This is a genomic window from Lysobacter sp. OAE881, from assembly GCF_040546665.1.
GTDB classification, from domain to species: domain Bacteria; phylum Pseudomonadota; class Gammaproteobacteria; order Xanthomonadales; family Xanthomonadaceae; genus Lysobacter_J; species Lysobacter_J soli.
In genome coordinates this window covers 923,818-946,251 of sequence record NZ_JBEPOG010000001.1, presented here as the reverse complement: position 1 = coordinate 946,251, position 22,434 = coordinate 923,818, and the positions used below count along the sequence as shown (strand labels likewise).

Annotated in this window: 19 protein-coding genes; 5 read left to right on the top strand and 14 right to left on the bottom strand. The window is 62.8% G+C overall.

Annotated elements, in window-relative coordinates:
- Positions 1-4: 4 nt before the first annotated feature.
- Positions 5-640: a CoA transferase subunit B gene (locus tag ABIE51_RS04385; protein WP_192632372.1), complete on the bottom strand. Its 636-nt coding sequence runs from the start codon at positions 638-640 to the stop codon at positions 5-7.
- Positions 641-666: 26 nt separating this feature from the next.
- Complete coding sequence (locus ABIE51_RS04380; protein ID WP_192632371.1) at positions 667-1,383, bottom strand: CoA transferase subunit A; 717 nt, start codon at positions 1,381-1,383, stop codon at positions 667-669.
- 156 nt (positions 1,384-1,539) lie between these two features.
- Between ABIE51_RS04380 and dcsG the strand changes: the two genes are divergently transcribed.
- The gene (dcsG, locus tag ABIE51_RS04375; protein WP_192632370.1) at positions 1,540-2,454 is read left to right on the top strand and encodes a D-cycloserine synthetase; all 915 of its coding nucleotides are present in this window, start codon (positions 1,540-1,542) and stop codon (positions 2,452-2,454) included.
- Between the two features lie 58 nt (positions 2,455-2,512).
- Here dcsG and ABIE51_RS04370 read toward each other — a convergent pair whose 3' ends face one another.
- Complete coding sequence (locus ABIE51_RS04370) at positions 2,513-3,925, bottom strand: mannose-1-phosphate guanylyltransferase/mannose-6-phosphate isomerase (RefSeq protein WP_192632369.1); 1,413 nt, start codon at positions 3,923-3,925, stop codon at positions 2,513-2,515.
- Positions 3,926-4,152: 227 nt separating this feature from the next.
- Between ABIE51_RS04370 and ABIE51_RS04365 the strand changes: the two genes are divergently transcribed.
- From ABIE51_RS04365 to ABIE51_RS04350, 4 genes are all read left to right on the top strand, one after another.
- Positions 4,153-4,899 carry an electron transfer flavoprotein subunit beta/FixA family protein gene (locus ABIE51_RS04365; protein WP_157029351.1) on the top strand — a complete coding sequence of 249 codons (747 nt, stop codon included), beginning with the start codon at positions 4,153-4,155 and terminating at the stop codon, positions 4,897-4,899.
- Positions 4,899-5,837: an electron transfer flavoprotein subunit alpha/FixB family protein gene (locus ABIE51_RS04360; RefSeq protein ID WP_192632368.1), complete on the top strand. Its 939-nt coding sequence runs from the start codon at positions 4,899-4,901 to the stop codon at positions 5,835-5,837. Before ABIE51_RS04365 ends, ABIE51_RS04360 begins: the two co-directional genes overlap by 1 nt.
- 104 nt (positions 5,838-5,941) lie before the next feature.
- Positions 5,942-6,628: an NAD-dependent epimerase/dehydratase family protein gene (locus tag ABIE51_RS04355; protein ID WP_192632367.1), complete on the top strand. Its 687-nt coding sequence runs from the start codon at positions 5,942-5,944 to the stop codon at positions 6,626-6,628.
- Positions 6,612-7,586, top strand: coding sequence for a glycosyltransferase family 2 protein (locus tag ABIE51_RS04350; protein ID WP_192632366.1), 975 nt, complete (start codon positions 6,612-6,614; stop codon positions 7,584-7,586). The genes ABIE51_RS04355 and ABIE51_RS04350 overlap by 17 nt, the downstream gene beginning before the upstream one ends.
- 19 nt (positions 7,587-7,605) lie before the next feature.
- Here the strand turns inward: ABIE51_RS04350 and ABIE51_RS04345 are convergent, their stop codons facing one another.
- The 11 genes from ABIE51_RS04345 to ABIE51_RS04295 all read right to left on the bottom strand — a co-directional run bounded on the left by ABIE51_RS04345 (position 7,606) and on the right by ABIE51_RS04295 (position 22,265).
- Positions 7,606-8,472 carry a glycosyltransferase family 2 protein gene (locus ABIE51_RS04345; protein WP_192632365.1) on the bottom strand — a complete coding sequence of 289 codons (867 nt, stop codon included), beginning with the start codon at positions 8,470-8,472 and terminating at the stop codon, positions 7,606-7,608.
- A complete protein-coding gene (locus ABIE51_RS04340; protein WP_192632364.1) occupies positions 8,469-8,915 on the bottom strand; it encodes a GtrA family protein in 447 nt (148 codons plus the stop codon). The genes ABIE51_RS04345 and ABIE51_RS04340 overlap by 4 nt, the downstream gene beginning before the upstream one ends.
- A 35-nt stretch (positions 8,916-8,950) precedes the next feature.
- Positions 8,951-10,720, bottom strand: a complete 1,770-nt coding sequence (locus tag ABIE51_RS04335) for a hypothetical protein (protein ID WP_192632363.1) — start codon at positions 10,718-10,720, stop codon at positions 8,951-8,953.
- A gap of 247 nt (positions 10,721-10,967) precedes the next feature.
- Positions 10,968-11,852 (bottom strand): methyltransferase domain-containing protein, encoded by an 885-nt coding sequence (locus ABIE51_RS04330; protein WP_192632362.1) that lies wholly within the window; start codon positions 11,850-11,852, stop codon positions 10,968-10,970.
- Between the two features lie 16 nt (positions 11,853-11,868).
- A complete protein-coding gene (locus tag ABIE51_RS04325; protein ID WP_192632361.1) occupies positions 11,869-12,477 on the bottom strand; it encodes a D-glycero-alpha-D-manno-heptose-1,7-bisphosphate 7-phosphatase in 609 nt (202 codons plus the stop codon).
- Positions 12,468-13,166, bottom strand: coding sequence for a sugar phosphate nucleotidyltransferase (locus tag ABIE51_RS04320; protein WP_192632360.1), 699 nt, complete (start codon positions 13,164-13,166; stop codon positions 12,468-12,470). Before ABIE51_RS04320 ends, ABIE51_RS04325 begins: the two co-directional genes overlap by 10 nt.
- Positions 13,163-14,767, bottom strand: coding sequence for an SIS domain-containing protein (locus ABIE51_RS04315; RefSeq protein WP_354503519.1), 1,605 nt, complete (start codon positions 14,765-14,767; stop codon positions 13,163-13,165). Before ABIE51_RS04315 ends, ABIE51_RS04320 begins: the two co-directional genes overlap by 4 nt.
- Positions 14,764-18,897: a glycosyltransferase gene (locus ABIE51_RS04310; protein WP_192632357.1), complete on the bottom strand. Its 4,134-nt coding sequence runs from the start codon at positions 18,895-18,897 to the stop codon at positions 14,764-14,766. The genes ABIE51_RS04315 and ABIE51_RS04310 overlap by 4 nt, the downstream gene beginning before the upstream one ends.
- Entirely contained in the window at positions 18,894-20,258 is a 1,365-nt protein-coding gene (locus ABIE51_RS04305) for an ABC transporter ATP-binding protein (RefSeq protein WP_192632356.1), read from the bottom strand. The genes ABIE51_RS04310 and ABIE51_RS04305 overlap by 4 nt, the downstream gene beginning before the upstream one ends.
- Complete coding sequence (locus tag ABIE51_RS04300) at positions 20,248-21,090, bottom strand: ABC transporter permease (RefSeq protein ID WP_192632355.1); 843 nt, start codon at positions 21,088-21,090, stop codon at positions 20,248-20,250. The genes ABIE51_RS04305 and ABIE51_RS04300 overlap by 11 nt, the downstream gene beginning before the upstream one ends.
- Positions 21,087-22,265 (bottom strand): cystathionine gamma-synthase, encoded by a 1,179-nt coding sequence (locus tag ABIE51_RS04295; protein ID WP_192632354.1) that lies wholly within the window; start codon positions 22,263-22,265, stop codon positions 21,087-21,089. The genes ABIE51_RS04300 and ABIE51_RS04295 overlap by 4 nt, the downstream gene beginning before the upstream one ends.
- Between the last annotated feature and the right edge of the window lie 169 nt (positions 22,266-22,434).

Below are 22,434 nucleotides of genomic sequence, written 5' to 3'. Positions count from 1 at the left end.
GGTCTCAGCCAGCCCGCGAGAACGCCACGCCGGTCTTCTCGCGCAGCTCATCCTCGGTGACGTCCGGCGCGAGTTCGACCAGCTTCAGGCCGTCGGCGGCGACATCGAGCACCGCGAGGTCGGTGATGATGCGGTTCACCACGCCCACGCCCGTCAGCGGCAGCGTGCATTCGGGCAGGATCTTGTGCTCGCCGTTCTTCGCGGTGTGCTCCATCAGCACGACCACGCGCTTCACGCCGGCGACCAGGTCCATCGCGCCGCCCATGCCTTTGACCATCTTGCCGGGCACCATCCAGTTGGCCAGGTCGCCCTTCTCGGTGACCTGCATCGCACCCAGGATCGCCAGGTCGATGTGGCCGCCGCGGATCATCGCGAACGAATCATGGCTGCCGAAATAGCTGGCGCCGGGGCGTGCGGTGACGGTCTGCTTGCCGGCGTTGATGAGGTCGGCGTCGACTTCGGCCTCGGTCGGGAACGGGCCGATGCCGAGCAGGCCGTTCTCGCTCTGCAGCCACACGTCCACGCCGTCCGGAATGAAGTTGGCCACCAGCGTGGGCAAGCCGATGCCGAGGTTGACGTAGGCGCCGTCGGTGAGTTCCTGCGCGGCGCGCTGCGCCATCTGGTCGCGGGTCCAAGCCATGGTTCGATGTCCTGTATGCGTGTGGGTCAGGCGCGCACGGTGCGCTGTTCGATGCGCTTCTCGGGCGTCGCATTGACGACGATGCGGTCGACGTAGATGCCCGGAAGGTGCACGTGGTCGGGATCGATCTGGCCGATCTCGACCAGCTCCTCCACTTCGACGATGCAAACGGCACCCGCCATCGCGCACGCCGGGTTGAAGTTGCGCGCGGTCTTACGGAAGACGAGGTTGCCGGCCTTGTCGGCCTTCCACGCCTTCACGAGCGACACATTGGCCTTCAGCGCGGTTTCCATCACGTAGTGGTGGCCGTCGAACTCGCGCGTTTCCTTGCCTTCGGCCACGACCGTGCCGTAGCCGGTACGCGTGAAGAACGCCGGGATGCCCGCACCTCCCGCGCGCAGGCGCTCGGCGAGCGTGCCCTGGGGATTGAATTCGAGCTCGAGTTCGCCGGAGAGGAACTGGCGCTCGAATTCCTTGTTCTCGCCGACGTAGGACGAAATCATCTTCCGGATCTGCCGCGTTTCCAGCAGCAGGCCCAGGCCGAAGCCGTCGACGCCGGCGTTGTTGGAAATCGCCGTCAGGCCCTTCACGCCGCTGTCGCGCAGCGCGCCGATCAGCGCTTCGGGAATGCCGCACAGGCCGAAGCCGCCAACGGCGAGCGTCTGCCCATCGGCGACGATGCCGTCAAGCGCCGCCTTCGCGCTCGGGAAAACCTTGTTCTTGCCGTTCTGCGTCGCGGCCACGTCGGACTCCGTTCGGTTCTGCGCAATGCCCCGCAGTTTACCGTGGCCGCGGGCACGTCCCCCACCGTACGTTCGGACAGGTCGGAGGCGCGAAACGGCGACGTCCGTCCGGCTGGGACATCGCGGCGCCGGGGCGCCAGCGTCTAGACTCCGGCCATGACCCGGATCGCCCTCGTGACCGCTATCGCCGCCGCTGGTGTCGACGACGACCTGACGCCCCTGCTCGACGCCTGCGCACGCGCCGGAATGGCCGTGCAGGTACGTGCATGGGACGACCCGACGGTGGGCTGGAGCCGCTTCGACGCGGCGATCCTGCGTTCTCCATGGGACTACGTGCCGCGCCTGCGCGAGTTCCTGGACTGGAGCGAGCGCGTGTCGGCGCAGACGCGCCTGATCAACCCGCTACCCGTCGTGCGATGGAACACCGACAAGCACTACCTCGCCGGGCTCGCAGCGCGCGGCGTGCCGATCGTGCCGACGGCGTTCGTCGAACCCGACATGGAGCCTCTGCCGACGCTGCAGGCGTTTCTCGCCGCGCATCCGCACGCGGCGGAGTTCGTGGTGAAGCCGAGCGTGGGCGCGGGATCGAAGGACGCGCAGCGTTACGCGCGTTCACAGGAATTCGCGGCCGCCAACCACCTCGCGCGCCTGCTCGATGCCGATCGCAGTGCGATGCTCCAGCCGTATCTTTCGTCGGTGGACGAACACGGCGAAACCGCGTTGATGTTCTTCGCCGGGGAGTTCAGCCACGCGATCCGCAAGGGCCCGCTGCTGCGACCCGACGAAGGCCCGACGAACCATCTCTTCGCCGCCGAATCCATCGCGCCGCGTCTGCCGTCGCAGGACGAACTCGCGCTCGCCGATCGCGTGATGGCGGCCGCGCGCGAGGCGTTGCAGCTCGACGAGCCGCCGCTGTATGCACGCGTGGACCTCATCCGCGACGACGCTGGCGGGCCGTGCCTGCTCGAACTGGAGCTGTGCGAGCCGTCGCTGTTCTTCGCGCATGCGCCGGGCAGCGCGGACCGGTTCGCGGTATTGCTCGCGAAGACGCTCGAACGCGTACGTCTCTGACCGCTGCAAATGAAAACGCCCCCGGTGAGCGGGGGCGTTTCAATCCAGCGACTCTCGATCAGGAGCGCCCGTACACGTCCTCGAGCCGGACGATGTCGTCTTCGCCCAGATAACTGCCCGACTGCACTTCGATCAGCTCCACCGGCTCGGTGCCGCGGTTGCGCAGTCGATGCACGCTGCCCAGCGGGATGTAGGTGCTTTCGTTCTCGTGCAGGTCGAACACGCGGTCGTCGCAGGTGACCTCCGCGACGCCGGACACCACGACCCAGTGCTCGGCGCGATGCGAATGCTTCTGCAGGCTCAGGGCGGCGCCGGGCTTCACGACGATGCGCTTGACCTGGAAACGTTCGCCCACGCCGATGGAGTCGTAACTGCCCCACGGGCGGTAGACCTTGCGGTGGAACAGGTGCTCCTGCCGCCCCGCCGACTTCAGCTTGTCGACGACCGCCTTCACGTCCTGCACGCGGTCCTTGCGCGCGACCAATGTGGCGTCGGGCGTGTCGACGATGACCAGATCCTCCACGCCGATCGTCGCGATCATGCGGCGTTCCGATGCGCGCACGAGGCTGTCGCGCGTGTCGACCGCGATCACGTCGCCTTCGTAGCGATTGCCCTCGCCGTCCCGCTGCGCGACCGACCACAGCGACGACCACGAACCGATGTCGCTCCAGCCGCAACTCACCGGAACCACGGCCGCGCGGTCGGTCTTTTCCATCACGGCGTAGTCGATCGAATCGCTGGGGCTCGCGGCGAAGGCGTCGCGATCGACGCGGGTGAAATCGAGGTCGGCCTTCGCAGCCGCCATCGCCGCACGCGCGGCATCGAGGATGGCCGGCGCGTGACGCGCCAGCTCATCGAGATAACGCTGCGCGCCGAACAGGAACATGCCCGAGTTCCATGCGTAGGTGCCTTCGGCGACGTAGCGCTCGGCGGTGGCCTTGTCGGGCTTCTCGACGAAGCGCTCGACACGGAACCCGCCCTCCCCCAGCGCATCGCCGCGCAGGATGTAGCCGTAGCCGGTTTCGGCATAATCGGGCCGGATGCCGAAGGTGACCAGCCAGCCACCGTGGGCGAGCCCCGTTGCGGCCTCGACCGCGGCGCGGAAGGCGGCCTCGTCCTCGATCAGGTGGTCGGCCGGCATCACCAGCAGCGTGGCGTCGGCGTCGCGTGCGAGCGCATGCAGCGCGGCGATCGCGATGGCCGGCGCAGTGCTGCGCGCCGCCGGCTCGAGCAGGATCCCGCCGCTGGCGATGCCCACGGCCTGCAGCTGCTCGCCGACCATGAAGCGGTGGTCGTCGGCACACACGGTGATCGGCGGCTGCGCGCCGGGCAGCTTGCTCGCCCGCAGCACGGTCTCCTGGTACAGCGAGTGGTCGCCCACCAGCGCCAGGAACTGCTTGGGCTGGTTCTGCCGCGACAGGGGCCACAGGCGCGTGCCGCTGCCGCCGCTGAGAATGACCGGATGAAGCATTGGGACTCCGCCTTTGGGGGAACGAGCGCGCTGAAGGGTAACGGATCGGGGTGCCCGGCCGAACTGCCCCCTCGACCGGTATCTCCAGATGAACGAATTGCGGCCCCCGCACCGTCCGCGAGGGCCCCTGGTTCGAGACCATCCGCCTGCGTAGGGAGCGCCTCCTCGGCTAGAATCGGCGGTTCTCGGCCTGCTTCCGGCCGCGCAACCATAGGAATCCCCGCACGATGAAGATCCTCGTCGGCTACAAGCGCGTGGTGGACTACAACGTCCGCATCCAGGTCAAGCCGGACGGCTCCGGCGTGGTCACCGACGGCGTCAAGCTGTCGGCCAACCCGTTCGACGAAATCGCCCTGGAAGAGGCCCTGCGCCTGCGCGACAAGGGCATCGCGACCGAGGTCGTGGTCGCCACGATCGCCCCGGCCGACGCCCAGGCCCACCTGCGCAACGGCCTGGCCATGGGCGCCAACCGCGCGATCCACGTCGTGTCCGACCAGCCGATCCAGCCGCTGACCGCCGCCCGCACGCTGCTCAAGTTGATCGAGAAGGAGCAGCCTGACCTGGTGATCCTGGGCAAGCAGGCCATCGACGACGACGCCAATCAGACCGGCCAGATGCTCGCCACGCTGTGGGGCCGCCCGCAGGCCACGTTCGCCTCGAAGCTCGAGGTCGCCGATGGCAAGGCCACGGTGACGCGCGAAGTGGACGCCGGCCTGGAGACGCTCGAAGTCGACCTGCCGGCGGTGGTCACCACCGACCTGCGCCTGAACGAGCCGCGCTTCATCAAGCTGCCGGACATCATGAAGGCCAAGAGCAAGCCGCTGGAAACCGTGCCCTTCGCCGATCTCGGCGTCGACGCCGGCGAAGGCCTGAAGACCACGCACTACGCCGCGCCGGGCAAGCGCAGCAAGGGCGTGATGGTGAAGGACGCGGCCGAACTGGTCGCCGCACTCAAGCAGAAGGGGCTGCTGTAATGAGCAAGGTACTCATCGTCGCCGAACACCTGGACGGCAAGCTCAACGCCTCCACCGCCAAGTGCGTTTCCGCCGCGCAGGCGCTGAAGCCCGACACCATCGACATCGTCGTACTGGCTGCCGATCCGGCCACCATCGCAGCCGAGGCGGCGCAGATCGCCGGCGTCGGCAAGGTCCTGACGGTTGCCAACGACGCCAACGCAAACGCGATCGCGCAGGTGCTGGCGCCGCAGGTGGCCAAGCTCGCCGCCGGTTACAGCCACGTCTTCGGCCCGAGCACCACCTTCGGCAAGGACCTGATGCCGTGCGTCGCCGCGCTGCTGGGCGTGTCGCAGGTGTCGGACGTGATGGCGGTGGAAGGCAGCCACACCTTCAAGCGCCCGATCTACGCCGGCAACGCAATCATCACCGTTGAAGCACCGTCCGGTCAGACCGTCGTCGCCACCGTGCGCACTGCGTCGTGGGCCGAGGCCGCCAAGGGTGGCAGCGCGGCGGTCGAGTCGGTCTCCGTCGAGGCCGCCCTGCCCTCGCACACCCGCTTCGTCGGCCTTGCGGCCGGCAAGTCGGATCGCCCGGACCTGCAGAGCGCCAAGCGCGTGGTCTCCGGTGGCCGCGGCGTCGGTTCGGCGGAGAACTTCAAGGTGATCTACGCGCTGGCCGACAAGCTCGGCGCCGCAGTGGGCGCCTCGCGCGCCGCGGTCGACGCGGGTTACGTGCCCAACGAACTGCAGGTCGGCCAGACCGGCAAGATCATCGCCCCCGAGCTCTACGTCGCCGTCGGCATCTCCGGCGCGATCCAGCATCTGACCGGCATCAAGGACGCCGGCACGATCGTGGCTATCAACAAGGACGGCGACGCGCCGATCTTCGAGATCGCGGACATCGGTCTGGTGGGGGATCTGTTTACGCTGTTGCCGGAGCTGAGCGCACAGCTCTGACACCTTGTGGCGGCACGAACACCACATGCCTTCCGGATGCTGGCGGATATCGTCGTTACATCCGCTTGCCTCATCTTTTGCAGCCATCAAAGGACTGAATTTCAGTGATCATCGGATCGGGCTTGTTGGCGAGGAACTTCGCTCCGCGTTATCAAGACGACAGCCATGTCGTCATTTTTGCCTCGGGTGTATCCAACTCGCTTGAATCCCGTCCTGAGGCATTCGAGCGCGAGCGGAATCTACTCCGGGGTGCATTGGCCGACACGGATGCCAAGCTCGTCTACTTCGGAAGTTGCGCCGTCTGCAATATCGATGAGGAGCTTTCTCCGTACCTGTTGCACAAACGCGAGATGGAGAAGACGGTCTTGGAATCGGGGCACGGGCTCGTGCTGCGCCTTCCTCAGGTGGTCGGCCGAAGCGGGAATCCCAACACGCTTGGAAGCTTCATTCGCGACTGCCTGCTCACGGGCAAGCACTTCAGCATCTGGCGCAATGCCGAGCGCAATCTCATGGATGTCGAGGACATCGTTCGCATCGCGGAAGTCCTGATTGAGCGACATGAGGGGGAGTCGTTATCGATCGCTTCGCGTCACTCGATCCGTATGCCGGAGCTTGTCTCGATGTTCGAAGAGGTTCTAGGCGTAAAGGCCAATTTTTCCCTGATCGACAGGGGAACGCCCTTGGCCATCGATTCGGTGAGAGCCCTAGCGGTGGCCAATGAAATCGGTATTGATCTCGGCGCTGACTACGCGCGAAAAGTGATAAGGAAATACTATGGCCTCGCAGACTGACGCCGCCCTCGAACTATCGGTCGTAATTCCGGTATACGGCAGCGCTTCGATCATCCCAGCGTTGATCGAACAGCTAGACAGCACGCTCGACTGCCACGTCGGAGCGGGACGCTATGAAGTAGTCCTCGTGCATGACTGCGGGCCGGATAATGCATGGAGCGTGATCGAGTCGCTTTCGGCGTCGCGCCCATGGCTGCGCGGAGTCGAACTGCGCAAGAACGCGGGACAGCACAACGCAATCATGGCTGGCCTGCATGTTTCTAGGGGGAAGTTCATCGTCACGATGGATGACGATCTGCAGCATGCGCCGTCGGACGTTCCGCGTGTTCTCGGCGTCCTTAAAAACGGAACCGACCTTTGTTACGTGCAATTTGAGTCCAGGCAGCATGCGCTGTGGAAGCGCTTCGGTAGCTGGTTCAACGACTTCGTCGCCAGACGCCTGCTGCGCAAGCCCAAGGGGCTATACCTTTCCCCGTTTCGCGGAATGGTGCGGGACGTCGCTAGAGAAGCGCTCCGCTACGAGGGCCCGTTTGTTTACCTGGACGGGTTGCTCCTCCAGAGCACGAATAACATAGAAACGATCGTGGCCAAGCACCACGCGCGTAGCGACGGGCGATCTGGCTACAGCTTGCGAAAGTCGATTTCGCTGTGGCTGCAGATGGCCACCAGCTTTTCGATTGCACCGCTCCGCATGGTCTCGTTTGCCGGCGTCATCGCCTCGGCACTCGCGTTCCTGCTTGCCGGCGTCGTTCTCTACCAGAAGCTCCGTACGCCAGATATGGCGGTCGGCTGGCCCTCGCTGATCATCACCCTGCTTTTCTTCGGCGGACTCCAATTGCTTGCCCTTGGCGCCATCGGCGAGTACACCGGGCGCATCCTGCTGAACATCAATCGTCGCCCGCAGTACGTGATCGGAAAGACCGTCAACCTAGAAGAGCGCGGTTCGATAGAGCGCTAAGCGCGACCAAGCCAGTCAGTTACATGCGCCGCCGCAACCAGATGTAGGCCAGGCGGCGCAGATACGCAGTCGCGTGCGCCCTGGCGTTGCCGATCATGACATCGGTGGCGCTCAGCAAGCCGGGATTACGCGCTTGCAAGGCGCGGTGGTAGCCAGCGGCCTGGCTTGCCTGCTCCCGCACCAGGCGCACGCTCCACTGCGTCGCACTGATGCGAAAGCTCGCCAGCGTCCGGTCTAACGCGACCATGCTTCCCTGCAGCATGACCTTCGAGTAGCTCATCTGATCGATGAGGTACGGAAACTCGCTGTCCCAGCCGCCAACCTGCTCGAGGACGTCGCGCTTCATCAGCACGCACGCGGGTTCGCCGAAGATATTGGTGCCTGCCAGCACGGTGGCGCGAACGGCACGGCGCCCCGGGAGGACACCATTGATCCCCTGCAGGCCGCGCGACTCCAGAACGACTTCGCCGTTGGCATCGATCAGCCTGCGCTTGCACGCCACCAGCACGGCGTCCGGATTCGCATCGAACGCGGCGACCTGCTCGGACAGTGCGGTCGGCTCGATCAGGTCGTCGCCGCATACCAGCTTCACGAGGTCGCCTCGCGCATTCGCAGTCACACGCGTCCAGTTCGCCTTCGCGCCGCCACCGCGCGGAGTGGGTGCCAGTATCCGCAGGCGGGAGTCATGCGCAAAGCGGGCAATCACCTGTGCCGTTTCGTCGGTCGACGAATGGTCGGCCACGACGACTTCGAAGTCGTCGTAGTCCTGCGCAAGGATGGACTCGAGCGTGGCCGCGATGAACTCGGCGTTGTTGTAGGCGGGCACAACCACGGACACACGGGGTGGCTTGGCGGTCGATCCAGTGCTGGTGGTTGATGTCGTCATCTGCGGAAGGAAAAGTGCTTGTGGCCGAAGTAGTTGAAGACCACCACGACCACGGTGATGAGGATCTGGCACGGAATCGGCGGCAGATTCGCGTACTCGGTCAGCACGACCAGCGCGATCGAGTTCAGCAAGAGGGACAGGAAGTTCACCGATGCGAAGCGCGCCAGGTCGAGCAGCAGATTACCAGTCACGCGGAAAACCAATCTGCGATAGACGAAGAACACCAGCACCAGTGACACGAACCACGCGATCACCAGGCTCACCACAGCCGGCGCGCGGGGGCCCAGCAACAGCACCAGTGCGATGTAGAGCGCGGTGCTGAAGGCGGTGTTCGCGCCACCCACGAGCAGGAACAAGACCCGCTGGTCCCGGATCAGTGCCTGCAGCGGGCCGGGCGCGCGCCCGGCAAAAAGATCTTGCACGTTGCCGGGCTTGTCAGACATGAGTTACATCGCGCGTTGCAGGACGAGGCGACATCTCAGTGGCAGACATACGCTGCGCCACCCCAGAATGCAGCCAACTGCCGCATGTCGCCGCTTCCGTTCTCGCCCGGAATGGTCACGAAAGACGATCTCACGATGAAGGATCGTCGCGTGTCGCCGGACGGCAACTGGATTTCAGTCATCGCCCCCGGCGTCAGCGTGACGTCCTTGATGCGCGCGTTCGATGTCGCGTCCTGCACTGAGATCACGCGGGGCTTGAAGTCGGGCGGAAGGTAGACTTGGCTGGTCAAACTGCAGGAGCAGGCCGGCACGCTGATTCGTGCTTCGCCCGTCATCCAGACCCCACCCGGCTCCTTCTCGTACCAGCCCTTGTCGTAGCCGATCGCTTTGCTGCTGCAAGCCTCGTCCGCCACCCCGACGAAATTCGCCAGATGCTGTTCGCGTAGGACCTGCGCTCCCGCCCTTGCGTGCGCGAGAGGAGCCTGCAGAAGGTCGGCGGCTTCCTCGTCGGGAACGCCCTTGGCAATGGCCTCGTTCATCATCGGAAAGATCGCGGCGCGGTACGGCGTGATGTTCCACTCCGTGCGGTATGCGACGGCCTGACCAAGACCGAGCGCACCAACGAAGCATGCAAAAGCCGTCAGATTGATCTTCGGCGGAGTGTCTGCATTGACGATTTCCTCGCCCCAGGCCCAGAGCGTGCCGACACTGAACAGCACGATGTCCATGTAATAACGCGAAGCGATGACTCCGGCCGGGCCGTCGCTACCTCGCGCTGCTGCGACGGAGAGTGCTGTCAGCAGGCCATAGCCGATCAGATACAAGGGAAACAGGGATCCGGTCAGCAGGCCGCGGCGAAATTTGCGCCAGACGACCCACGCCGCGGCAAGCAGGCCGAGCAATCCGGCCACATATGCGGTGGACAACGGCAACTGCCGGGCATTGGTGGCTTCGACGCCGATCCACGGCGAGCCCAAGGCGTACACGGAGAGATCGAGCGTACGCGGAAGTGATCCAAGCAGGTTGGATGCTGCGCCGTCGTCCGCGGTCCTTCCGGCCGCGACGTAGATGGCCAGGGCCACGAGTAGAGCCGTCGCGGGGATGAGCTTGCCGCCCGGCAGCTTTCCGCCGCGTCGGACCGTGCTCGACACGAACAGCAGCGCGTGGACGCCGAGCACCGCGCCTACGAACGCGTACGACCATCCCATGCCGACGAGCAGGATGATGAACATGCCGAGCAGCGACAGACCTGTCGCCGCGTTCCAGCCATCCTTGCCCTGTTCCGCGAGGAACGTTGCATGCCACAGGAAATACGCGACGAAGAAGAGGTTCTTCACCCAGAGGGGAAGGCCGAGATCCAGCGTCAACAGTTCCACGCCGGCCCAGCTGAAGCAAAGTGCCGCCACGAGCACGCTGACCAAGCAGCGCACAGCGAACCTGAGCGGAGTAGTGGCCGGCTTTGACGTGGCGCTCCAGAACGCAAAGACGATGATCGAGGCGACTGCGAAGAGGGCAACGCCCGTAAGCCGATTGGCGAGCATCACGTCTAGTGAGAAGAGCTCGACGTTCAGAAACAGAAAGGTTTGGTTGATTAAGCCGCGATGCGATGACCCCTGCGACCAGAAATCGAACAGGGACATCGTCCCTTCGTGCCAATCCTTCAATTGGGCGACCAAGCGTAAGGTGTCCATGTAGACAGCATCTGGATGCGAACGCCATACGAACACCTGGTGCAGCGCCGCGAAGCACAGCAGCACCGTCAAAGGGAATGCCATGGGCAGCAGCCTTTGGGTCATGAACTTCACAAATGGAACCCTCGATTCATCCAACTGATAGCCCACGCTAAACACGAACGCGTGCCTGAGTAATGGGACGCCTCAACGCACGCTGCCGCGCCTGCTCGCGCCGGCCCTGGATCGCGTCTGACTGGTGCCGGGAACCCTGCGATTCTATCAGCCACCTGCATAGAACTCCGGCCTGGATAAACCGAGCCGTCGCATCGCTTCCAATTGTCAGACGGATCGCACGCCTGACCGAGATCGGGCGCCGGGGTCAGTAGGCGCGCGCGCTCTCCCGGCCAAGTATGTACATCACTTCGCCCATGCCCGGATCGGAAAGGAATCTACGGTTTTCGACCGGTGCACTCCATATCCGATTGCGCACATCATCTGTTGCCGAAGAGGGACCAGGGCGTTCGACAACGAAAGCCCAAGTTTTGCCGGAAATAGCATGCACGACGAACCCTTCCCTTTCGAATATCTTGCGCGCCGACGAGACCGACCAGGAAGTGATGTGTCCACGGCCGTAAGGGTCGAGATAGCCCGGGTCCTCCTTACGGACGTACTCGGTCAATCCGGTGTTGAACAGGAACAATGAGCCTGGAACAGAGGAGGCGGCTAGCGCCGAGGCCAGAGCGCCTGCCATACGTGGAGTGAGGTGCTCAATGACCTCGATGCAGACGCCACACTCGAATTGCATTCCGAGTTGCCCCAGATCTGAGCGCAGGAAGTTGGCATGCGTGGTGCAGTCGGCCTCGTTGGGAGGGAATCTCTCGACCCCATAGAAGCAATCGCGATGGGAAGGGAGATAGGCTGACAACGCATCGAGCAGGTAACCGGGCCCAGTCCCTATGTCGATGAACCGCCGCACCGGTATGCGGCAGTAGAGGACCGCTTCGGCGGCACGGGCGAGCGACGAACCATATGAGCGCTCCCGCGCTGAGGTGAGTTCATTTCGCCAGTAGTCGGCGTCATAAACCCGAAGCGATTCGCCGTCGTCAATCCTCCGTAATAGCGCGGGGTCGGCGAATATGAAGTCGCACGTCTCACAATCGAAATAGCTGACGCCCTGAACGATCACATGCTCGTCCGCGTCGTGCTCACAAAGCGGACACGCCGCTGAGTCTTGCCTCGCCACCCTTTTGCGGAACATGAACATGGTTCGGCTCCATGCGTTACTCAAAAAATCTGTGAAGGACCTGTCCCGCTTCCTGCATAGTCCGCACTACGCCGGGCTCTGCCATTGCATTCGGATCGAAGCGTAGGTTCAGCCCGACGCCCGCAGCCTGCCCCGCCTGAACGTCCCAGGGCTTGTCCCCGAGTAGTGCCGATGCTCCAAGATCGATGCGATACCGCCGCGCCGCTTCAAGGATCATCCCCGGCAGTGGCTTCCGACAACTGCACAGCCGGAGCGCAGGATCCGGCGCGTCCGGATGATGCGGACAGTAACAGGTTGCCTGAAGGACGATTTCATGTGACGCAAACTGGCCATGCACCCAACCGGTGTAGTCCAGGAACTGTTGCTCGCTGTAATAGCCCCTTGCAATACCTGCCTGATTCGTCACCACAATAATCAATGCGCCCACATCGATCGCCACGCGGCAGAGGTTGAAGACACCCGGGATCCATTCCGTGTCCTCCGGCCGGTGCACATAACCATGATCGGCGTTGATGACGCCGTCGCGATCGAGGAACAGCGCACGCCGTGGGTCATAGCCCTCGAACAGCCGGTGGGCATCTTCCGGCCTTTCGTACACGCCACAGGAAGGGAGCGTCACGGGCATGGGGTGAGGAACTGAGATGCTCGCGCGTAATCTTCAGGTATGCCGATGTCGACAAAATCACTCGTTTCGGCAAACGCGGCGACCTGACCTTCCATCGTCCAAGGGAGAAGGACGCGCTCTTCGAATGAGTACGACGACTCCGTGGGTAGCTTCGACAACCCCTCGGCCGTGATGAAGTAGCTTCCAGCGTTGATCAGGCCTTCGCCATGTCCGCCCTTTTCATAGAAGGCCCGAACACGACCGTCGTGGACCTCAACGGCCCCGTACCGCCCAACGTCGGGCACATGCGCGAGTGCTATCCCCATGCGGGCTCCACGTTCACGCACCGCCGATTCGAGACTTGCAGGCGAATAGCGGAGGAACGTGTCGCCATTGGCGAGATGGACGCCGTTGCCGGTCGCCAACCCTGCTGCCCGGCGAATCGCGCCGCCCGTCCCTAGCGGTTCGTCCTCATGCGAATAAACGACATCCATCCCGGCCCAGCGCACGCCAATGGCCGAATGGATTTGCTCGGCGCGATAACCGGTGGCCAGAATTACCCTCTGCATTCCGGCAGCGGCGAATGCGTCGAGTTGATACGCCAGGAATGGCCGCGCACCGATCGGTGCAAGCGGCTTGGGAACGTCCGCAACGACCGAACGCAAGCGCGTACCCATACCGCCTACCAGCAGTATGACTTCAGAGCTCACTTCGGGAAGACCTCGGATTCAATCAGCGCACAAAGCAAGTGCCCGATGAACTCGTGTCCCTCTTGGATACGGGGCGTCTCGGTGGAGGGTACCTGGAAGCACACGTCGCATCGGGCGGCCATGTCGCCACCGCTCTGCCCCGTGAAGCCGATGACTCGCACGCCTCGCTCTTCCGCAGCATCCAAAGCGCGCAGGATGTTTCGCGAGCGACCCGAAGTGGAAATAGCGACCAGCACGTCCCCCGAACGGCCCAGAGCCTCGACCTGACGTGCGAAAGTGTAGTCATATCCGTAATCGTTGCCGATCGCCGTCAGAATGGATGTATCAGTCGTAAGGGCAATCGCCGGCAGTCCCGGTCGGTCGTAATAGAAGCGCGAAACAAGTTCACCCGCCCAGTGCTGGGCATCGGCTGCACTCCCGCCGTTACCGGCGAACATGATCTTGCCGCCCTCTCGTAGCGCAGCGACGCAGAGCTTAACCGCATCGACGATCCGACTCCGCAGGCCTTCGTCGGCGGCCATCGCATTGAAATTCGCCAAGGCTTTGTCGTACTCAGCCTTGATGTAATTGTTCATCCGATCTTCCCACGCGCTAGCTCCTTGGTGCGTGAAGTGAGTGTCGTAAACCGTACCGCCCGCGCCAGCAAGCGCCCTGACGAGGCCTACCCGATCCGCAGGATCGCAGAGAAACATCATGAACCCCCCCCCGCCAGCACCGGAAACCTTCGTTGCCCTGGCACCGTGACCGGAAGCGAGCGATTCGATGGTATCGATCATGGGATTAGTGATACTGGACGCGCTCTGCTTTTTGGCGTGCCAGCCCGACTGCATGACCGTCGCAAGACGAAAGAAGTCGCCCCGCAGCAGCGCTTCCTTCATCTGCGTGGCTTCCTGCTTGAGCCGGTGCATTGCATCGAGCGAATCACTGCGGCCTTCTCTGATATTTCTTGACTGCTCGTCGATGATCTTGGCCGAGGCCCGTGACACGCCCGTGAAATAGAGAACTAGGCTCGACTCAAGTTCGTTCCAGATCCATTCCTTGATACGCAGCGGATTCACAATCACCCGATCGCTACCGTAGAACTCCATGAAATTGAAGCCCCCAAATGCCGCCGCGTACTGATCCTGCTTACCGCCTGAAAGGCCAAGGTCGTTGCGTTCGATGGAGTAAGCGAGATGGGCGATTTCGTACTCACCCATTGCCAACCGGAAGTACTCCGCGAATGCCGTGACAAGCGCCACCACCATCGTCGAGGACGAGCCCAGGCCGGATCCGGGCGGTGCATCGGAGTTGGCGCGCACCCGTATTGCTGGCGCCTTTCCCCCCAGATAGTCGCGCACGATGCGGCAATACACCCCCTTCATCAGCTGAAGAGGCCCCGGACCAAGATCGACCTCGTCCGGCGGCAATTGCTCGCGTGCGCTGGCGTCTTGGGCGATGAACTCGACCAGACCGCTCGTTGACGCATCAATCGTTGCGTATGCGTACTTGTCGATCGTGACATTCATGACGTAGCCGCCATGCTGGTCACAGAACGGGGAAACATCGGTCCCCCCCCCGGCCAACCCGAGCCGCAACGGCGCCCGCGCCCGAACGATCATGCTCTTTCTCCGTTTGCAAGATTCAAGGCATGAAGGAGCGCGTGTGACATCGCGGAGGGGGAAAACATGCTCGACACGAAGTTTGCTCCATCATGCGCGCGTCGAAGCCAGAGGTCGTCATCCTGAAGCAGGTCAAGCACGAAAGCAGCCAGCGCCTCCGCACTGTCAGCGACGTCGCAGACTCCCCCGATGCCTGGCAGCCCTTGCGCTCCGACGCTCGTTGTCACGAGTGGCAGGCCCTGCTGAAGCGCTTCGACCACTTTATTCTTGATGCCGGCGCCATAACGCAACGGAACGATTCCCACTCGAGCATTGGCGTACCGGCGTTCAAGCTCCGCGTCGTCCACGTACCCAGTGACCTCGACAAGATCCGACGCTAGCGCCCGCACTTCGGGCGAAGGATTCGAGCCCACCAACGCAAGAGTCATATCGGGAATGCGCGCCCATATCAGCGGCATCACCTCGGAGACCAGCCATTTCGCGGCATCGACGTTTGGCGTATGCGCAAACCCCGCGACGAATAGCAGCCCTTGGCGGCCAGACGGATGCGAAGTTCGCACGACATGGCCGAAGGCATATGGGGGTACAGCGCGCACGTCCACTTCGTGTTCCAGAGACTTCACGTCCAGGGCTTCGTCCTGTGACGGATAAAGCACCACATCCACTTCACGCCAGATTGCGCGCTCCTGCCGCTCCAGTTCTGTCGCATCGGCACTTACACCGAGAACCTTGCTCTCCAACTCTGCCCGGCGGAAGTGGAGATCGTGCCCGTAATAAACAACCCTCGCGCCGGTGAACTCGCGGATATCCTTTAGATACTTCTCCGAAACATGCGGGCGCGACAGCAGTACGGCCTGGAACTCTCTACCGTTCTGCTCAAGGTACTCCTGGAACCTGCCATCCCAACGGCTGCCGTAAATGACCTCAACGCCCATCTTCTGCAGCGCTGGGGTGTAGTTCGGATCGAAATGCAGGTTGTCCGGCCAGAACTTGACCACGCATCCAGCCTCGAGGAGGCGCTCGATGAAAGCCAGCATCGTGCGTGAGCCAGCGTCACGATCCGGCTGGGGGACGTAGTGATCAATCACCAGCACGACCGGCTTCCCAAACGCGCGATCGCGCGCGCGCATGACATGACTCCCGTTCTCATAGTGGCCCGCGAGTTCATCGCGCCAGCGGCCCCGGAGCTTCTCCTGATTTATCGTCTGGTAGGCCTTGATGCCACTTCCGGTGTCGGTGCCATGCGACACGCCTTCATGATGTACGACCTCGGAGAACGGCGTGTAGTAGACACCTCGCCCAGCGGCTCGTACTCGGAATGCGAGATCGGAGTCTTCACAGTACGCGGGCGCGAAGTAGGGATCGAAGCCACCCAGCGCACGAAACAACGGTGCGTCCACCAGGATGCTCGCACCGGAGCAGTAATCCACAGGACGGACATAGTTAAATTCTGATGCGGAAGGATCCTGAAGTCGCCCGTAATTCCATGCCGACGCATCGCGCCACACAATTCCGCCCGCTTCCTGCAGCCGGCCATCCCCATACACGAGCTTTGATCCGACCACGCCGGCGTCCGGAATCAAAGCAAAGACACTCAGCAGGGCATCCAGCCAGCCCGGGGTGACTTCGGTGTCATTGTTCAGGAAGCAGATATACCGGCCACGCGCGAGGTCGAGCGCCTGATTGCATGAAAGCAGAAATCCTAAGTTCTTCTCGTTCGAGTGGTAGCGCAGGCCTGGGACATCGGCCAGGTACTCCATGCCTGCCTCCCCGGAAGCGTCCTCCAGAATGATCACTTCATACGTGCATGCCGCGCCTGCCAGCTGAATTGAGCGAAGGCATTTGGCAGTGTATTGAAGCTGCCCATAAGTAGGCACCACAATCGACACGTCCGGGTTCATCTCGGTCGTGAAGTACAGGTCCGAGATCGAGAACGGTGATTCGACCGGTGAGATACGCCCCGGTGCTTGCGGCGGCTGCAGTTCGTGGTATTCGCGCCCCCGCAACGCCGAGACAGCCTTGCGAATACCCGCGGTCGCCCTCCACGAACTCGACTGCAGGACGCGCTCTAGCTGGTCGCGCAGTTCGGCTGCATAGACTTGTTGTGTTCGCACCTGATCACGGAGCGCGTCGTAAGTGCTCTTTTGGGCACGCGCCTGTCGGATTTCAGCCTCATGAGTCGCAAGTTTTGCCGCGAGCTCATCACGCTCAAGGCGGAGCTGGTCGTTCTTGCCCTGAAGCCTCTGGCTTTCGTCGCGCTGCTGGATCAGCTGCTGAGTCGTCGCGCCGAGTTGTTCGCTCGTGGCGCTAAGCTGGGCATCCAGCTTCAACGCCCATTGCGTGCGCTCCTCGAACTCGACGCTCAAGCGATCGTAATGTTCCTTGAGATCCATGTACTGCGGTTGCAACGACACAGCACTATCGAGCGCCGCGCCAAAAGCGCCCTCAACCTGCAAGGCGGCGTAGATTGGCAATGTCGCATGCAGGAAATCATCCATTGCCACAGTGGAGCAACGCCCCGTGGCGGCACGTTGGAAGGCCTGTTCGAGGTGGACGTACCCCGCTAGCTCCTGCGCGAAATCCGCATGGGGATCCAGACGTTCGACGACATGGCGGATCAGTTCGTGATGCGCGAGATAACGGTCGTCGTGCGGACGAGCCACACCTTGGCACCCTCCCAACGTTACAAGGAGTGCACGGAAGAGCAGGTAACCAAGGCTCAGCTCTTCGTCGGAGCTCCATTCCACATCGATGAAGCTGAAGAGGCCGTCGTGGCAGACCAGGTTTTGCGGCAGAAGGTCCAAGCCATTGCCAGGAATCCGACGCGCAGCAGCGTCGAGCCCAAGGAAGGTCCTTACTTCGCCAAGCCATGTTTTCGCCCATGCCACAACGGCATCCAGATGCCAGCCGTCGCGCAACATCATCCGGTAGAGCTCGGCATCCCATTTCCTACCCGCGAGGTAGTTCTCAGAGGCCGGCTGGCAGCTGTAGCCAAGGCCCTCGCCCCCCGAACGCCCAAGCATCCTACGCGCGACAACCGCCTTTCCGCCGACTACTTCGAATTTCGCTTCCTTGGCGAAAACGCTCCTGCGCTCGGTTGAATAGTGGAAGCCTTCCACCAAGCGGTTTTGCTCACCGAAGACATCTGTTGTCGTGCCGTTGTGCGCGATGACAACGAACGAGTTCGCCAGGTCTTTGATGAGGCCGTTCTCTGCAACAACACGCCATACCCTGTCCACAGGAAACAGGGGAGGGCGACCAAGTTGCGGATCAACCGCACCTGCGGCAAGCGCCGCCCCCTTGTCAAAGTGCGGCATCACGCCGTCCTCCTTTGCGAGGAGAACAGACGAGGGAAGTTTGTAGTCAGGGAACGGCAGGCCGAATCCGACGTCGGCGTAGCCTGCACTTCGAATCAATTGGTCGAGCTCTTCCCGTCCATACGTGCGCGGGCCATTCGCCTCGTACAGATCGGAAATGCCGAGCATCGGACGACCGAGATGGTCCTCCGGAGCCCCCGCCATGTATTTGAGGCCCAACTTGTTCTCGATCGCGACAATCAGACAGCCGCTAGGCTTCAGCAGGGACCTCGCCTTCTCAAGCCAGATGCGCGCGGCGTCAGGATGGTCCGAGAAGCGGTGGGCGTACTCAAGCACGCCGATCAATGTCACCACGTCGAAGCGCTGCTCGGTCTGGAAGCTCTCCAGGTCGTCAACGACCACGTTCACGTGAGCGAGGTCCTCGCAGCGCTTCGCTGCGACTCGGGACCTCGGGATGGATGGCTCGAGCGCCACGACCTCGCTCGACACTTCGCCGAGGTAACGAGTGATGGCGCCGCATCCGGCACCGATCTCCAGGACATTGCCACTCAGCAATCCTGCGAACGGACGGAGCAGGTTCGCACGTTGAGCGCTGAAGTAGTAGCGCGTCGGCCAGTCATCGATGGCGCGAGCCAGTTCACTGGAAAGCACACTGCGGTCGCGCACCTGACTGACAAGTTCTAGCAGGCGCGACTCGACCGCGTTGCCGTCCGAATATGCCCAGCTACGCTCTTGGCCTGGCCTGAGCCAAATGCCGGTTTCGTGGTCCCTTACGTAAAAGCCTAACGCGGGGTTGCCGGATTGCTCATTCATAGTACTTCGAGCTTCGCCTGTAGATCGGTGATCCCAAAAAAATTCCGGTCGGCGGAGACGTTGACGTGAATCGCGTCATAGCGCCGATCATGTGGAACAACATCGCCGCTCACTTCCCGGCTCGCGATGCCAATCGACAGGAAGTAATCGCCAGCTGCGCAGTTCAACCGGACTGTGAAGCATGCGATCCCTTCGCGTCCTGCCGCGCCGTCGGGCACGTTGTCGAGTTGCGGTGCAATCTCGGTATTCGTGCCATACACGGTGAGGCCTTCCTTGGTCTTGAGGGTGAAGCCAAGGATGGGCCGGACGACGTCGGCGCAGTACCGGTAGCGTACATAAAGGCTGATTTCGCCCCCGACCTCAACGGACGCCGGAAAGGACGTGGTTCCGCTGAAGATTGCAAAGTCAATGAATCGTGCACGCCCGTCGCCCCAGCGATGCTCGTAGGGGTTGTACGCAGGGCGGGCCTCAAAGAGTGATTCCTCGCGCCTAGCGAATCCCGGGTCCCACTCCATTAGGCGCTTGTCGACACGAGTGGGCGCCTCGGCGATGCCGGCAGCCTTGTTCTCGCTGTCTTTTCCCGAATGCTTCGAGCGGCCATAGAGCAGGTCGAGATACTTGTTGACGACCGGTCGAGGCGGGCCGTCGTCGAGCTTCGTGCCTCGATCCAGCAGAATTGCTCGGTCGCAGTGGGTGACGACCTGCTCCGTCGAGTGAGTGACCAGAAGGATCGAAGTCCCTTGGTCACGCAGGGCCTTGAGTCTCGCGAAACACTTGGCCTGAAACCTGGCGTCTCCCACGGCCAGAGCCTCATCCACGATAAGCACCTCGGGATCGATCTGAGCCTGGACTGCGAACGCCAAGCGCACCGCCATGCCGCTCGAGTAGGTTTTCACCGGCTGTTCGACGAACTCGCCGATATCCGCAAAGCCGAGAATGTCGTCCAGCTTGTTATCAACCTCACCCCGGCTCAGGCCAAGCAACGAAGCATTGAGATAGATGTTTTCCAAGCCCGTGAATTCGGGATTGAATCCCGAACCCAGCTCAAGGAGTGCGGCGACCCGGCCGCGCACCTGAGCATGGCCTGAGGTCGGCGCGACGGTGCCCGCAATGATCTGCAGGATGGTGGACTTGCCTGAACCATTCCGGCCGATCAATCCGACACATTCGCCTTTGCTGACGTGAAAGGAAACGTTCTGGAGAGCCCAGAACTCCTTGAAGTACTTCGCGTGATCCATCCCGACCAGCCCGCGTACGCCCGTCATCACCATCTGTTTGAGGCGATCGTGAGGCTTCGCATAAATCTCATAACGCTTGCTGACGCCCTCGACCTGGATGACGTTTTCGAACTCAGAGGACATCGGCGAATCCCTTCCGCGTCGTCTGGAATGCCAGCCATCCCAGCCACGCGACAGACAAAGAGACCGAGGCGTAACTTAGAATGGACTGCAGCGTGGGCACCTGCGCCCACAGAATCATCCCTCGCGCCGACTCCACGACGAACGTCAGTGGGTTGATGGAGAGCATCCACCGATACTGCTCCGGCAATGCTTCACGCGAGTAGAAGATCGGCGAAAGGAACACCAGCGCCATGGTCACCACGCCAACGATCTGCTGTGCGTCCCGGAAGTAAACTCCCACGGCGGACAGCAGCCATGTTATCCCGGCGACCATCGGGAGGAAAAGCAGCATCAGGAGCGGGAAACCCGCTGCGGTCCAGGCAAGGGGAGTGGACGTCAGCCACATGGCAACCAACAGCGCGATGGTTGAGATGGCCGCGTGGAATAGAGCACTGCCCACGGCCACCCAGGTCAGCGTCTCGAGCGGGAAAATGACCTTCTTGACGTAATTGGGATTCGACGTGACTAGGGTAGGCGCCCGATTCGCGCACTCCGAGAAGAAATTGCTGATGATCAGGCCGACGAACAATACGATCGTGAAGTGGGTCGCCGGCTGATCAGCGACCTGCCAACGCGAACGGAAGATATATCCGAACACGAACGAGTAGATCGCAAGCATAAGCAGTGGAATGACGAACGACCAGAAGACGCCGCCCATCGACCCCCGGTAGCGCCCGGAAATGTCACGCTTGCACAACTCGAAGATCAACCGGCTGTGCCGCGTGAGGCTCTGAAATGGGGCGACAGGATGGAGCGCAGGACGCGCATCGACGGGTCGTTCGATCGTCTTCATCGAAGGGTAGCCGCAAGCTCCTCGCGCAGGTCTTCCACATCTTCCACACCCACGCTCAACCGGACGAGGTTATCCGCGATCCCCAGCGCCGCACGACGATCGGCCGGCACGGATGCGTGCGTCATGATCGCCGGATGGTTGATCAGGCTTTCCACGCCGCCGAGCGATTCGGCAACAGCAAACAGCTCGCAACGCTCCATCATGCGGCGGGCCGCGGCTTCGCCGCCCTTGACGTAGATGCTGACCATGCCGCCGAAACCGTGCATCTGGCGCTTCGCCAGCTCGTGTTGCGGATGCGACTTCAGGCCCGGGTAGATGACCTTTTCGACCTGCGGATGGGTTTCCAGCCATTCAGCCAGTGCCTGCGCGTTATCGCAATGCGCCTTCATGCGCAGGTGCAGGGTCTTCAAGCCGCGCAGCGCCAGGAAGCTGTCGAACGGGCCTTGCACGCCGCCGATGGCGTTCTGCAAGAACGCCATGCGGTCGGCGATCTCGGCATCGTCGCCGACGACCGCCATGCCGCCGACGATGTCGGAGTGGCCGTTGAGGTACTTCGTCGCCGAATGCATGACGATGTGCGCGCCCAATTCGAGCGGGCGCTGCAGGATCGGCGAGCAGAACGTGTTGTCGACCACGACGATCAGGCCGCGCTTGCGGGCGATCTCCGCGATCTGCGCGATGTCCACCAGCTTCAGCAGCGGGTTGGTCGGGGTTTCGATCCAGACCATCTTCGTCTCGGGCCGGATCGCGGCCTCGAAGGCAGCCACGTCGCTCAGGTCGACCCAGCTGAAATCCAGGCCGGCGGAGCGGCGACGCACGCGCTCGAACAGCCGGTAGGTGCCGCCGTAGACGTCGTCCATCGCGATGACATGGCTGCCGGAGTCGAGCAGTTCCAGGATCGTCGAGGTCGCGGCCAGGCCCGAGGCGAACGCGAAGCCTCGCGTGCCGCCTTCGAGCGCGGCGACACAGCGTTCGTACGCGAAGCGGGTCGGATTGTGGCTGCGCGAATATTCGAAACCCTGGTGCACGCCCGGGCTGCTCTGGGCGTAGGTCGAGGTCGCGTAGATCGGCGTCATCACCGCGCCGGTGCTCGGGTCCGGCGCCTGCCCCGCGTGGATCGCGAGGGTACCAAGACCGGGCTTCCCGGCCCCGCCGTCGGCATGTCGTTCAGTCATTACGTCCTTCCAGTTCCGCTACATGGGCGGCCGCCGATTCTAGCATCGGCCACCGTCCGGACCGTCCTGTCCGCAGGCGCCGACGACCCACGCCAGCGGCTCGTTCCGCGCAGCTTCAGAGCCGTGCCGGAGCGGTCGCGCGGAGGCTCCCACGCAGCATCCCGGGTAC

Bases quoted from the DNA above. Each gene is read 5' to 3' on its own strand.
- ABIE51_RS04385 (WP_192632372.1), bottom strand. From the start codon at position 640: ATGGCTTGGACCCGCGACCAGATGGCGCAGCGCGCCGCGCAGGAACTC.
- dcsG (WP_192632370.1), top strand. From the start codon at position 1,540: ATGACCCGGATCGCCCTCGTGACCGCTATCGCCGCCGCTGGTGTCGAC.
- ABIE51_RS04370 (WP_192632369.1), bottom strand. From the start codon at position 3,925: ATGCTTCATCCGGTCATTCTCAGCGGCGGCAGCGGCACGCGCCTGTGG.
- ABIE51_RS04365 (WP_157029351.1), top strand. From the start codon at position 4,153: ATGAAGATCCTCGTCGGCTACAAGCGCGTGGTGGACTACAACGTCCGC.
- ABIE51_RS04360 (WP_192632368.1), top strand. From the start codon at position 4,899: ATGAGCAAGGTACTCATCGTCGCCGAACACCTGGACGGCAAGCTCAAC.
- ABIE51_RS04350 (WP_192632366.1), top strand. From the start codon at position 6,612: ATGGCCTCGCAGACTGACGCCGCCCTCGAACTATCGGTCGTAATTCCG.
- ABIE51_RS04345 (WP_192632365.1), bottom strand. From the start codon at position 8,472: ATGACGACATCAACCACCAGCACTGGATCGACCGCCAAGCCACCCCGT.
- ABIE51_RS04340 (WP_192632364.1), bottom strand. From the start codon at position 8,915: ATGTCTGACAAGCCCGGCAACGTGCAAGATCTTTTTGCCGGGCGCGCG.
- ABIE51_RS04330 (WP_192632362.1), bottom strand. From the start codon at position 11,852: ATGTTCATGTTCCGCAAAAGGGTGGCGAGGCAAGACTCAGCGGCGTGT.
- ABIE51_RS04325 (WP_192632361.1), bottom strand. From the start codon at position 12,477: ATGCCCGTGACGCTCCCTTCCTGTGGCGTGTACGAAAGGCCGGAAGAT.
- ABIE51_RS04315 (WP_354503519.1), bottom strand. From the start codon at position 14,767: ATGATCGTTCGGGCGCGGGCGCCGTTGCGGCTCGGGTTGGCCGGGGGG.
- ABIE51_RS04310 (WP_192632357.1), bottom strand. From the start codon at position 18,897: ATGAATGAGCAATCCGGCAACCCCGCGTTAGGCTTTTACGTAAGGGAC.
- ABIE51_RS04305 (WP_192632356.1), bottom strand. From the start codon at position 20,258: ATGTCCTCTGAGTTCGAAAACGTCATCCAGGTCGAGGGCGTCAGCAAG.
- ABIE51_RS04300 (WP_192632355.1), bottom strand. From the start codon at position 21,090: ATGAAGACGATCGAACGACCCGTCGATGCGCGTCCTGCGCTCCATCCT.
- ABIE51_RS04295 (WP_192632354.1), bottom strand. From the start codon at position 22,265: ATGACTGAACGACATGCCGACGGCGGGGCCGGGAAGCCCGGTCTTGGT.